At 73.2% G+C, this 12,071-nt stretch carries 13 protein-coding genes; 9 read left to right on the top strand and 4 right to left on the bottom strand.

The window, feature by feature from the left end:
• Positions 1-107 precede the first annotated feature (107 nt).
• Positions 108-272 (bottom strand): hypothetical protein, encoded by a 165-nt coding sequence (locus ACO0M4_RS37965; RefSeq protein ID WP_430375696.1) that lies wholly within the window; start codon positions 270-272, stop codon positions 108-110.
• Positions 273-541: 269 nt separating this feature from the next.
• Here ACO0M4_RS37965 and ACO0M4_RS37960 point away from each other — a divergent pair, with 269 nt between their 5' ends.
• The 4 genes from ACO0M4_RS37960 to ACO0M4_RS37945 all read left to right on the top strand — a co-directional run bounded on the left by ACO0M4_RS37960 (position 542) and on the right by ACO0M4_RS37945 (position 4,566).
• A complete protein-coding gene (locus ACO0M4_RS37960; RefSeq protein ID WP_430375695.1) occupies positions 542-1,804 on the top strand; it encodes an NYN domain-containing protein in 1,263 nt (420 codons plus the stop codon).
• Between the two features lie 116 nt (positions 1,805-1,920).
• Complete coding sequence (locus tag ACO0M4_RS37955; protein WP_430376050.1) at positions 1,921-2,910, top strand: ABC transporter ATP-binding protein; 990 nt, start codon at positions 1,921-1,923, stop codon at positions 2,908-2,910.
• A gap of 97 nt (positions 2,911-3,007) precedes the next feature.
• Positions 3,008-3,832, top strand: a complete 825-nt coding sequence (locus tag ACO0M4_RS37950) for an ABC transporter permease (protein WP_430375694.1) — start codon at positions 3,008-3,010, stop codon at positions 3,830-3,832.
• A 77-nt stretch (positions 3,833-3,909) separates the two neighbouring features.
• Positions 3,910-4,566: an ABC transporter permease gene (locus ACO0M4_RS37945; protein ID WP_430375693.1), complete on the top strand. Its 657-nt coding sequence runs from the start codon at positions 3,910-3,912 to the stop codon at positions 4,564-4,566.
• Positions 4,567-4,765: 199 nt separating this feature from the next.
• Here the strand turns inward: ACO0M4_RS37945 and ybaK are convergent, their stop codons facing one another.
• The 3 genes from ybaK to ACO0M4_RS37930 all read right to left on the bottom strand — a co-directional run bounded on the left by ybaK (position 4,766) and on the right by ACO0M4_RS37930 (position 7,793).
• Positions 4,766-5,281: a Cys-tRNA(Pro) deacylase gene (gene ybaK, locus ACO0M4_RS37940; RefSeq protein ID WP_430375692.1), complete on the bottom strand. Its 516-nt coding sequence runs from the start codon at positions 5,279-5,281 to the stop codon at positions 4,766-4,768.
• 67 nt (positions 5,282-5,348) lie between these two features.
• Complete coding sequence (locus ACO0M4_RS37935; protein ID WP_430375691.1) at positions 5,349-6,086, bottom strand: LON peptidase substrate-binding domain-containing protein; 738 nt, start codon at positions 6,084-6,086, stop codon at positions 5,349-5,351.
• A gap of 105 nt (positions 6,087-6,191) precedes the next feature.
• Positions 6,192-7,793, bottom strand: a complete 1,602-nt coding sequence (locus ACO0M4_RS37930; protein ID WP_430375690.1) for an oxidoreductase — start codon at positions 7,791-7,793, stop codon at positions 6,192-6,194.
• A 376-nt stretch (positions 7,794-8,169) separates the two neighbouring features.
• Here ACO0M4_RS37930 and hisD point away from each other — a divergent pair, with 376 nt between their 5' ends.
• Genes hisD through hisH form a run of 5 tightly spaced genes read left to right on the top strand, consistent with a single transcriptional unit; the run spans position 8,170 to position 12,065 of the window.
• Positions 8,170-9,495, top strand: a complete 1,326-nt coding sequence (gene hisD / locus ACO0M4_RS37925) for a histidinol dehydrogenase (RefSeq protein ID WP_430375689.1) — start codon at positions 8,170-8,172, stop codon at positions 9,493-9,495.
• A gap of 8 nt (positions 9,496-9,503) precedes the next feature.
• Positions 9,504-10,637, top strand: a complete 1,134-nt coding sequence (locus ACO0M4_RS37920; RefSeq protein WP_430375688.1) for a histidinol-phosphate transaminase — start codon at positions 9,504-9,506, stop codon at positions 10,635-10,637.
• The gene (gene hisB, locus ACO0M4_RS37915; RefSeq protein ID WP_430375687.1) at positions 10,634-11,239 is read left to right on the top strand and encodes an imidazoleglycerol-phosphate dehydratase HisB; all 606 of its coding nucleotides are present in this window, start codon (positions 10,634-10,636) and stop codon (positions 11,237-11,239) included. The genes ACO0M4_RS37920 and hisB overlap by 4 nt, the downstream gene beginning before the upstream one ends.
• The gene (locus ACO0M4_RS37910) at positions 11,239-11,403 is read left to right on the top strand and encodes a hypothetical protein (RefSeq protein WP_018536734.1); all 165 of its coding nucleotides are present in this window, start codon (positions 11,239-11,241) and stop codon (positions 11,401-11,403) included. Before hisB ends, ACO0M4_RS37910 begins: the two co-directional genes overlap by 1 nt.
• Complete coding sequence (gene hisH, locus ACO0M4_RS37905) at positions 11,394-12,065, top strand: imidazole glycerol phosphate synthase subunit HisH (protein ID WP_430375686.1); 672 nt, start codon at positions 11,394-11,396, stop codon at positions 12,063-12,065. Before ACO0M4_RS37910 ends, hisH begins: the two co-directional genes overlap by 10 nt.
• Positions 12,066-12,071 lie beyond the last annotated feature (6 nt).

Below are 12,071 nucleotides of genomic sequence, written 5' to 3'. Positions count from 1 at the left end.
GGCCCCGGATACCACGAGGGGCGCGCCCGCACGATGCGGGCGCGCCCCTCAAGTCATCGGCGGCACGGGTCAGTTGGGGGCACTGACGGGCGGCCTCGCCGGGACGTCTAGTTGTGGCCGAAGCGGCGCTGGTGCTTGCGCGCGACGTCCGCCGGGGTGCCCGGGGCCTGCGAGTGCGAGATCGCGTCGAGGGTCGCCTTCTCGGACTGCTGCTGGCCGCGCTCGGTCTCGCTCGTCTTGGGCTGCTTCCGGTCCTTCTTGTTCTTGGCCATGATCGTGCCTCCTGAGGGGGATCTTTGGATCGGCCGGAATCAGCCTTACACGCCGGGCACATCACTGCATTTCGGGCAATTACCCTGGGTGATAACGCCAGTTACCCGCCGTGTGGACGGCAGGGGCCGAATCCGCCACGCCGAAGATCGAGTTCGTGCAGTTAACCCCCGTTCGGTCGGGCAGACTCGAAGGAAGCCGAAGAGCACTCGTGCCACGGGCCGAGCCGGGGGGCGACCGGACTTCAGCACCTCAGGGAAGAGGGTGGAACGTGGACCGCTGCGTCGTCCTGGTGGACGCTGGGTATCTGCTCGGTGCCGCCGCGAGCCTGCTCGCCGGAGAACCCGCCCGTTCCCGGATCACCGTCGACCACGCCGCCCTCATCCAAGGGTTGCGCCAGCGCGCCGAGGCCGACACCGAACGGTCGCTGCTGCGCATCTACTGGTTCGACGGCGCCCCCGACCGCGTTCCGCAGCCCGAGCACCGCCGGCTGCGGGTGATGCCCCGGGTCACCGTCCGGCTGGGCGCGCTGACCCGCAGCGACGGGCGCTGGGCGCAGAAGGGCGTGGACGCCGCCATGCACGCCGAGCTGACCGAACTCGCCCGCAACCGCGCCTGCTCCGACATCGTGCTGGTCACCGGCGACGGCGACCTGCTGCCCGGTCTGATGTCCGCCAAGGAGCACGGCGTCGCCGTCCACCTCTGGGCCGTCCAGGCCGCCGACGGCGACTACAACCAGTCCGAGGACCTGGTCGCCGAGGCCGACGAGCGGCGGGTGCTGGACCGGGCCTGGATCACCCGCGCGGTCCGCGCCAAGGAACTGGGCGGCCCCTGCGCCCCGCCGCCGGCCCCCCGCCCCGAGATCGCGGCGATCCTCTCCGCCCCGCTCCCGGAGACCGCGGTCGCCGCCGCGGCCGCCGCGGCCGGACCGGACCCCGACGGGCGCACCGGCACCAACGGCACCGCCCGCCCCGCCCCCGCCGGCGACCGCGGCGAACCGTCCGGCGAGACCGGCTCCGCCGGCTCCCGCGGCGTCCCCACCCCCAAGGACCTCGCCGGCCTCGGCCGCCCGCTCGCCGCCCAGGGCTCCACGCCCAACGGCAGCCAGCCCGCCGCCACCCTCCGCTGGTCCTCCGACAAGGGGTGGATCGAGCGCGGCGGCCCGCTCGGCGAGCCCGCCGAGACCGCCTCGCTGCCCACCCTCGCGCTGCTCACCAGTGCCGAGCAGCGCTGGGCCGACCGTGAGGAGGACATCACGGCGGTCAGTGGCGACCCCTTCGAGGTCGGCCAGGTTTTCGCCCGCCGCTGGACCGAGCGGCTCCCCGACTCCACCCACCTCCAGCAGATCTCGACGGAGTACCCCCGCATCCCGCACCGCATCGACGGGGAACTGCTCCGCTACGCCGCCCGCTTCGGCCTGCTCGCCCACAAGGACGACCAGATCGACGAGCACGACCGGTACGCCATCCGGGCCGGCTTCTGGCGCGAGGTCGACCTCCGTACCGCCGCCGAACACACCCCGTCGGCCGACTGACCGCCGGCGAGGAGGCTGTGCGCAGGCTGTGCGCGCCGGGCCCTGCGGAGCCCCCCGGACCAGCGGCCGCCCGGGGCCGCGTACCCTCATAGCTCGTGAAGACGGGCGCAAAACAGGTGGAGCGCGGCGCGCCGGTGTGCGTGGTGCAGGACCTGGTCAAGACCTATCCCGCACTGCGCGGGCGGCGCGGGACGGACCGGGCGCCGGCGGTACGCGCCAGCGACGGCATCAGTCTCGACGTCCGGCGCGGCGAGATCTTCGGGCTGCTCGGCCCGAACGGTGCCGGCAAGTCCACCCTGGTCCGCCAGCTGACCGGACTGCTGCGGCCGGACTCCGGCCGCATCGTCGTCCTCGGCCACGACCTGGTGCGGCACCCCGAGCGGGCCGCCCGGCTGCTGGGCTACCTGGGCCAGGAGTCGACCGCGCTGGACGAGCTGACCGTCTCCCTCGCCGTGGAGACCACCGGCCGGCTGCGCGGCCTGGACACCCGGACCGCCCGCGCCGAACGCGATGCGGTCCTCGACGAGCTGGGCCTGGGCCCGATCGCCGGCCGGGCGCTGAAGAAGCTCTCCGGCGGCCAGCGGCGACTGGCCTGCTTCGCCACCGCGCTGATCGGCGAACGCCCGCTGCTGGTGCTGGACGAGCCGACCACCGGTATGGACCCGGTGGCCCGGCGCGCCGTCTGGGCCGCGGTGGACCGCCGCCGCGCCGAGCGGGGCGCCACCGTCGTCCTGGTCACCCACAACGTGCTGGAGGCCGAGAGCGTGCTCGACCGGGTCGCGGTGATCGACCAGGGGCGGGTGATCGCCTGTGACACGCCCGGCCGGCTGAAGGAACTGGTGGGGGAGGAGGTCCGGCTGGAGCTGGTCTGGCGGGACCGGCCCCCGCTCGACGTCCCCGAGGTCGCCGCGCTCGCCGCCGACGCCCGTACCTCCGGCCGCCGCTGGACCCTGCGGCTCCCCGCCGACCGGGCCCGCTCGGCGGTCACCGCGGTCACCGCCGGGCCGGCCTTCGCGGCCCTGGACGACTTCACGCTCGCCACGCCGAGCCTGGAGGACGTCTACGTCTCCCTGGGCGGGCGCGCGGAAGGGCTGATGAAGGCGTGAGCGAGCGGAGCGCGGGACTGCCCGCGGCCGGCGGCCGGGAGAGAAACATGGCCGGGAGTACGGACCGACGGCGTGTCGAGGAAAGCTGGGTGACGGCGTGAGTGCGGTGTCCGCGCAGGTGGCGACGGGTTCCGGAGCGCGACTGGAGGACGGTGGGGCCGGTGGGGCCGCTCCGCTCGCGCCCCGGGCCCGGCTGCTGCCCGCGCTCGCCGCCGTCTACCGCGCCCAGCTCTCCCGGGCCCGAGTCGCCCGGATTCCGCTGCTGTTCGTCGCCACCTTCCAGTCCGTCGGGATCATGGTCCTGCTGCGCGGGGTGGTCAGCGGCGGCGACCCGGCGCAGTCGGTGGTCTCCGGCTCCGCGGTGCTGGTCGTCGCCTTCGTCGCGCTGAACCTGCTGGCCCAGTACTTCGGCCAGCTGCGGGCCGGCGGCGGCCTGGACCACTACGCGACGCTGCCGGTGCCGCCGGCCGCCGTGGTGCTCGGCGCGGCCGCCGCGTACGCCTCCTTCACGGTGCCCGGCGCGGTGGTCACCGCGATCACCGGCTGTCTGCTCTTCCATCTGCCGATGGCCCACCTGTGGGTGCTGGTGGCCGTGGTCCCGCTCTCCGGGGCGGCGCTGTCCGGGCTCGGTGCGGCCCTCGGGCTGCTCGCCCCGCGCCAGGAACTGGCCACCCTGGGCGGCCAGTTGGGCATGTCGGCGGCGCTGCTGCTGGGAGTGCTGCCGGCCGATCGGATGCCCGAGCCGATCGGCTGGGCCCGCGATCTGCTGCCCTCGACCTACGGGGTGGAGGCGCTGGCGCGTACGTTCGCCCCGCATCCCGACTGGCTGGCGGTCGCCGCCGATCTGGGCATCTGTGCGGCTGTCGGGGTGCTCTCGCTGGCCGTGGCGACCTGGGCGTACCGCCGGGCGGCGGTTCGGTGAGCGCGGCCGCCGATCCCAAGAGGCGCTTCGGGTGTCCTGCTGCCGGTGCCGCGGCGCCGGCCTGGCACGATGACCAGGTGACCGCAGCGCAGACGCCCCACGAGAACCAACCGCCCGAAGAACCGCACCGGCCGCAGGCCGCCCCCGTCGAGGGCCACGGTGTCACCGCCGAACCCGCCGGCGGCCCCGAATTCGCCCGCGAACTGCGGGACGGCGTGCTGATCGCCCTGGCGGTCGCGGTGAGCGGGGTGTTGCTGGGCGTGCTGTGGGCCTGGCTGGCGCCGCGCGTTCCGCTGATCGCGGACACCCACAACGTCTACCTCAAGAACACCGAGGGCGAGGAGGCGATCGGCGCCGACGGCACCTTCGTCCTGCTGGCGCTCGGCTTCGGCGTGGTCACCGCGGCGGTGGTCTTCCTCGTCCGGCGGCGCGGCGGCATTCCGCTGGTGGTGTCGCTGGCCCTGGGCGGGCTGCTGGGCGCCGCGCTGGGCTGGTTGACCGGTATGTGGCTGGGACCCACCCCGGACGTGGTCGCGCACGCCAGGCAGGTCGGCGCCGGCGTCGCCTTCGACGGCCCGCTGCGGCTCCAGGCCAAGGGCGCCCTGTTGGCCTGGCCGATCGCTGGGATGCTCACCCAGATCGCGCTGACCGGGCTGTTCGGGCCGCGCGACCCGGAGCTGGACGGGCCGGTGGTGCCGGACTGGTCCGGACACCACCAGCCGCCGGTCGACTGACCGTTGTGCCGGCCGTTCCTCAGGACGGCCGGCGACCGTGGTTGGCCCGGCCCTTCCGGATGCGCCATTTCCGCTTACGGGTCCTCTTCGACATGGGCGTACCTCCTCCCCCGGTCGTAACCGAGGGCAGGCGGGCGCGGGAAGTCCCGGAGCGGTGCGGGCGGCGGCAGCGGGGGGCGCGCGGCGGCGCCGGCCGGGCTCAGCCCCGCGCGATCGGCGCGAACCGTGCGCCGGTCAGCGCGGCCAGGTCGGCGGGCGAGAGCTCGACCTCCAGGCCGCGCCGGCCGGCCGAGACGCAGACCGTCGACCGGCCCTCCGCCGAGGCGTCCAGTACCGTCCGCAGCCGCTTGCGCTGCCCCAGCGGTGAGATCCCGCCGAGCACGTAGCCGGTGCTGCGCTCGGCCGCCGCCGGGTCGGCCATCGCGGCCCGCTTGCCGCCCACCGCGGCGGCCAGCGCCTTCAGGTCCAGCGAGCCGGAGACCGGCACCACGGCCACCGTGAGCGTGCCGTCCACGTCCGCCAGCAGCGTCTTGAACACCTGGTCGGGGGAGACTCCGAGCGCCTCGGCGGCCTCCTCGCCGTACGAGGCGGCCGCCGGGTCGTGGTCGTAGGCGTGCACCGTGAACGGGACGCCGGCCGCGGTCAGCGCCACCGTCGCGGGCGTACCGCCGGACTGCGCCGCGCCCTTCTTCCCCTGCTTCGGCTTCTTCGCCACCGTGCCTCGCCTCGTTCGAACGCGGAGCCTTCCGGCCCCGGGACCGGAATCTCGTGGTGCCCGTGCGTCAGTTGGGACTGGTCGGCTGCCGGGTCAGCTCCACGGCCGGCAGCGACGGGAGCTTACCGATCACCGCCGACTCCTGGCGAAGCAGTTTCAGCTCCTGCCGCAGCCGGTCCGCGGTGTCCGGCGCCGCCAGCAACTCCTGCTTGGCGGGCACGTCCAGCACCGCCGCCGCGGCGACCAGGTACGACAGCACCGACGGGTCGGCGGGCAGGTCCTGGCCGGTGGTGAGGGTCCGCTCGTTCGCCCACGCCAGCCGCTTCTGGTAGGTGCGGAAGGCCCGCACCACACCGGACGCCAGGGCGCCCGCACCCTCCCCGTGGCCCTCTTCCAGGAGCTCCAGCTCCCCGGTCAGGTACGGCCCGGAGGCGTCCACCGACAGCAGTCGGAAGCGGGTGGTGCCGGTGGCCAGGACCTCGTAGCCGCCGCCCGACTTCTCCCGGATGGTGGCCGCGTCCGCGACGCAGCCGACGGTGTGGAAGGCCCGGAACGGATCGTCGCCGAAGCCCGCGGCCGGTCCGGTGGCGGCCGGCGCGGTGGCGTCCGGCAACCCCGGCGCGGTGGGGGCGACCTCCCGGCCGTCCCGGATGGCGACCACCGCGAAGCGGCGGTCGTCCTCGGGCCGGTCCAGCAGATCGGCCATCATCGCCCGGTAGCGCGCCTCGAAGACGTTCAGCGGCAGCACCAGACCCGGGAACAGCACCGAGTTGAGCGGGAACAGCGGCAGACGCACGGAGGACACAGTCGGTAAGCCTAGAGCCTGTGCCCGCGCGGACCACCACCCGCACCCGGCTAGGGTCTGTCCGGTGGGCTAGGGGCGGGTCCGTCCTGACTCACCGGACGGTCCCTAAGCCCGCCGCAGCAAGCGGGACGCGCCGGCCGCGACCGTCGTCGCCAGTACCCACCCCGTCATGATCATCACGGCCGCCACCCACTGGGCGGCACCCCCTGGTTTCCAGGCGTTGCCTTGATAGAGGTCTATCACCGGCAGCAGCAGGTCCAGCGAGTAGAGGTACGGGTTCCACATCGGCGCCTCGTCGTGCTTGAGGGGCGGTGGCGGGTTGGAGGAGAAGTACGCCGTGCCGATCGCCCACAGGATCGCCATCCACACCGCGGCCCGCCCCGGGCGGTAGCCGTACGCGACCGTCCAGTCCTGGAGGAAGCCCCACGTCTTGGCCGCCAGCGGCAGCGTCTCGCGCCGCCGCCGCTGCTTGGCCAGCAGCACCTCCCGGGCGTCCGCGTCCTCGCCCATGGCGCGCAGCGAGGCGGCCAGCATCTCGTACGGCTCGGGCGCGTACTCCGGGGTCGCCGCGGCCACCCACTGGAGCCGCAGCGCCAGCGGGAAGTGGCCGCGCGGGATCAGCGTCTCGTAGGAGAAGCCGGCCATCATCAGCCCGCCCAGCCCCGGCCAGCTCGCCGACTTGTCGACGAGGTTGACGACCCGGGCGCCGGAGAGGATCACCCGGCCGCGCTGCGGGCGCTCGCCCAGGAACCGCAGCTCCGGCGTCTGGATGCGGCGCAGCGACAGTTCCTGGTCGGACTCCATGATGAACCGGGCGTGCTCCAGGTCCACCGCGTCCCCGAACCGCCCGTCGTCCAGCCGCACCCCGCCCTCGCACTCGAAGCGCTGCATCCGGGTGCCGCGGGCCGGGGTGTGGGTGATCCCGTACGGGGGTGTGGCGCCGCTGGAGAACGGGGAGTTGGCCAGGCCGGCGGCGGTGAGGTAGAGGGTCCGTTCGACGGTCAGCTGGGGGGCGTTCAGTGCCCGGCGGCCGAACGGATTGCTCAGGTGGCTGCCGCGCAGGCTCAGCGACACCCCGACGGTGGCGCCGCGCAGCGACAGCTCGCCGTAGGACTCCAGCATCTCGGCCTGGAGGTCCTGGGCGACGGTCAGTCCGTCGGCCATGATCGAGCGGCCCTGCCGGTCCTTGTGCACCACCACCTGATTGAGCATCAGATCGGTGCCGATGTGCGCGTCGGTCAGGCGTATGCCGGAGTGCACCACGCAGCGCGGCAGGTGGAGATCGCCCTCGGTGTGCAGCCGGGCCGCCTCCAGCCGCGGCAGGGTGCAGTTGACCATCCGCAGGGTGGTGAACCGGCTCTCCGGCAGCAGCACCTCGGCCTCGAAGCGGCAGTCCCGGAGCTCCACGAATGGCTTGATCGTGCCGCCCGCAAGGTCGAGAGTGTCCGTGATGTACGCCCCGGTCAGTTTCAGCCCGGACACCCGGCCGGGCTGCGGTGCCGGCCCGTCGAGCAACAACAGAGCCACCACCCGGGCCCGGACCCGGCGCTCCGGGCCCCACAAATGCTGCCCGTGCGGGTCGTCCCGGGACGGCTCGCCGGTGTGCAGGTTGCAGGCGCTGCCGTTGCGGAACGCCTGCCACATGCTCCATTCCGCGGACGTCAGTCGCAGGTCGGCGGGTGCGTCGCCGTCCCTGGCTCCGGTCACTGTTGGCTCCCCCTTGCTCTCGCGGTGCCGGCCGGCAGGCCGTGTCCGGTGGTCGTTGCTCGTCGTCCCGTGGTCGCCGTGCGGTGCGGTCGTCCGGTGGTCGCCCGGCCTGGGCGGTGCCCCCGGCGGGCCGGTATCCGGTCGCGATACCTGTTCGGATGCATCCCGGCGGGCGCTCTTCCGCCCGCCCCGCGGTCGTCCCCGTGTGCCCGCACCGACCCCTTGCCCGCCCGGTGACTGGTTGAACACGCGTGGTCAGGGCCAACTCCGGTCAACTTCGCGGACCGTCCCGACGTCCGCACGGCCCGTGTGTCACTGCGTATCACTGAGTGATACGGCCGCTCGGGCCCGACGGCGGGTCTGAGACACTGGGGACGTGATCTCCCGAATCGATCTGCGTGGTGCCGCCCTCCCCGAGGGCGCCGCGCTGCGTGACCTGCTGCCCCGTGCCGAGTTCGACGTGGAAGCCGCCCTGGAGAAGGTGCGGCCCATCTGCGAGGACGTACGCCATCACGGCACCGCGGCGCTGATCGAGTACGCGCGGCGGTTCGACGGTGTCGAGATCGAGCGGGTCCGGGTCCCCGTCGAGGCCCTCACCGAGGCCCTCGACGCGCTGGACCCGAAGGTCCGCGCCGCCCTGGAGGAGTCCATCCGGCGCGCCCGGATCGTCCACCGCGAGCAGCGCCGCACCGACGTCACCACCAAGGTCGTGCCCGGCGGCACGGTCACCGAGCGCTGGGTCCCGGTCGAGCGGGTCGGCCTCTACGTCCCCGGCGGCCGGTCGGTCTACCCGTCCTCCGTCGTCATGAACGTGGTCCCCGCCCAGGAGGCCGGCGTCGGCTCGCTGGCCGTCGCCTCCCCGCCGCAGGCCGACTTCGGAGGGCTGCCGCACCCCACGATCCTGGCCGCCTGCGCCCTGCTCGGCGTCGACGAGGTCTACGCCGCGGGCGGCGCCCAGGCCGTCGCGATGTTCGCGTACGGCACCGACGAGTGCGCCCCGACCAACCTGGTCACCGGCCCCGGCAACATCTACGTCGCCGCCGCCAAGCGCCTCCTCAAGGGCCGGATCGGCATCGACTCCGAGGCCGGGCCCACCGAGATCGCGATCCTCGCCGACCGCACCGCCGACCCGGTGCACGTCGCCGCCGACCTGATCAGCCAGGCCGAGCACGACCCGATGGCGGCCGCGGTCCTGGTCACCGACTCCGAGGAGTTGGCCGACCGCACCGAGAAGGAACTGGCGCCCCAGATCGAGGCCACCAAGCACGTCGAGGACCGCATCGTGCCGGCCCTGTCCGGCCGGCAGTCCGCGATCGTCCTGGTCGAGGGCCTCGACGAGGGCCTCGCGGTGGTGGACGCCTACGGCGCCGAGCACCTGGAGATCCAGACCGCGGACGCCACCGCGGTCGCCGCCCGGGTGCGCAACGCCGGCGCGATCTTCGTCGGTGCCTACGCCCCGGTCTCCCTCGGCGACTACTGCGCCGGCTCCAACCACGTCCTGCCCACCGGCGGTTGCGCCTGCCACTCCTCCGGCCTGTCCGTCCAGTCGTTCCTGCGCGGCATCCACGTCGTGGACTACTCGCGGGAGGCGCTGGCCGAGGTCGCCCACCATGTGGTGACCCTCGCCGAGGCCGAGGACCTCCCGGCCCACGGCGCGGCGGTCAAGGCGAGGTTCGACTGGACGGTTCCGCAGAGCAAGTGAGCAGGCAGATGACCAAGATCGACGATCTCCCGATCCGGGACGAACTGCGCGGCAAGTCCCCCTACGGCGCGCCGCAGTTGGACGTCCCGGTGCGCCTCAACACCAACGAGAACCCCTACCCGCTCCCCGAACCGCTGGTGCGGCGGATCGCCGAGCGGGTCACCGAGGCCGCCCGCCAGCTCAACCGCTACCCCGACCGGGACGCGGTCGAGTTGCGCACCGCGCTGGCCGCCTACCTCACCCGCACCGCCGGCCACGCGGTCACCGCCGACCAGGTCTGGGCCGCCAACGGCTCCAACGAGGTCATCCAGCAGCTGCTCCAGACCTTCGGCGGCCCCGGCCGCACCGCCCTCGGCTTCGAGCCGTCGTACTCCATGCACGCGCTGATCTCGCGCGGCACCGGCACCGGCTGGATCTCCGGCCCGCGCAACGACGACTTCACCATTGACGTCGAGGCGGCACGGGCGGCCATCGCCGAGCACCGGCCCGACGTGGTCTTCGTCTGCTCGCCGAACAACCCCACCGGCACCGCCGTCGAGGCCGACACCGTCCTCGCGCTGTACGAGGCGGCGCAGGCCGCCAAGGCCGACTCCGCCGGGGCCCTGGTCGTGGTCGACGAGGCGTACGGCGAGTTCAGCCACCACCCCTCGCTGCTGCCGCTGATCGAGGGCCGGCCGAACCTCGTGCTGTCCCGGACCATGTCCAAGGCGTTCGGCGCCGCCGGGCTCCGGCTGGGCTACCTCGCCGCCGACCAGGCCGTGGTCGACGCCGTGCAGCTGGTCCGGCTGCCCTACCACCTCTCGTCCGTCACCCAGGCCACCGCGCTCGCCGCTCTGGAGCACACCGATACGCTCCTGAAGTACGTGGCACAGCTCAAGGACGAGCGGGACCGTCTGGTGACCGAACTGCGCGCGATCGGCTGCCAGGTCGTCGCCTCGGACGCCAATTTCGTCCAGTTCGGCCTCTTCGACGACGCGCACGCCACCTGGCAGGCGATCCTCGACCACGGCGTGCTGGTCCGCGACAACGGTGTACCGGGCTGGCTGCGGGTCACCGCCGGCACCCCGGCCGAGAACGACGCGTTCCTCGACGCGGTGCGCGCGGTGCGCAAAGAACGCAGCCTGAAGGAGAACAAGCGATGAGCGGGGCGACCGCCCGCGTGGGGCGCATAGAGCGCACCACCAAGGAGACCACGGTGCTGGTCGAGATCGACCTCGACGGTACCGGCCAGGTCGACGTCTCGACCGGCGTCGGCTTCTACGACCACATGCTCGATCAGCTCGGCCGGCACGGCCTCTTCGACCTCAAGGTCAAGACCGACGGCGATCTGCACATCGACACCCACCACACGATCGAGGACACCGCCCTCGCGCTGGGCGCCGCCTTCAAGCAGGCGCTCGGCGACAAGGTCGGCATCTACCGCTTCGGCAACTGCACCGTCCCGCTGGACGAGTCGCTGGCCCAGGTGACCGTCGACCTCTCCGGCCGCCCGTACCTGGTGCACACCGAGCCGGAGAACATGGCGCCGATGATCGGCACCTACGACACCACGATGACCCGGCACATCCTGGAGTCGTTCGTCGCCCAGGCCCAGATCGCCCTGCACGTCCACGTGCCGTACGGGCGCAACGCCCACCACATCGTGGAGTGCCAGTTCAAGGCGCTCGCCCGGGCCCTGCGCTACGCCAGCGAGCGCGACGCGCGGGCGGCCGGCATCCTGCCTTCCACGAAGGGCGCCCTCTGATGAACGGTCTGTCCACCGTCTTCATCCTGGTGGGACTCTTCCTGCTCGGCGGCGTCTACTCGTTCTGGAAGCAGAAGATCCCCAAGTCCGTGATCACCCTGATGGCCATCGCCTCGGCGATGTGCCTGGTGGCGGGTGTGATGCGACTGGAGGTATGGAATTGAGCGCCGCGCGGCAGTCCCCGGGGAAGACCGCCAAGAAGGTCGTCGTCTTCGACTACGGCTTCGGCAACGTCCGGTCCGCCGAGCGCGCCCTGGCGCACGTCGGCGCGGACGTGGAGATCACCCGTGACTACGACACCGCGATGAACGCCGATGGGCTGCTGGTGCCCGGCGTCGGCGCGTTCGCCGCGTGCATGCGCGGTCTGAAGGAGGCCCGCGGCGACTGGCTCATCGGCCGTCGGCTGTCCGGTGGCCGCCCGGTGATGGGCATCTGCGTCGGCATGCAGATCCTCTTCGGCCGCGGCATCGAGCACGGTGTGGAGACGTCCGGTCTGGAGGAGTGGCCCGGCACGGTCGGGCCGCTCAAGGCCGAGGTGGTCCCGCACATGGGCTGGAACACTGTCCGCGCCGCCGAGGACTCCCAGCTCTTCGCCGGGCTGCCGGCCGACGCCCGCTACTACTTCGTGCACTCCTACGCGGTCCACGACTGGGAGCTGGAGGTCGGCAACGAACACCTCGCCGCCCCGAAGGTCACCTGGGCCACGCACGGCGAGCCGTTCGTGGCCGCGGTCGAGAACGGCGCGCTGTGGGCCACCCAGTTCCACCCCGAGAAGTCCGGCGACGCCGGTGCCCAGCTCCTGACCAACTGGATCAAAAACCTGTGAACCCGG

Source organism: Streptomyces sp. RGM 3693, from assembly GCF_050471125.1.
Classification (GTDB): Bacteria; Actinomycetota; Actinomycetes; order Streptomycetales; family Streptomycetaceae; genus Streptomyces.
Note: the sequence above shows the minus strand (reverse complement) of the source record. Positions and strands in the feature narration are given on the sequence as shown.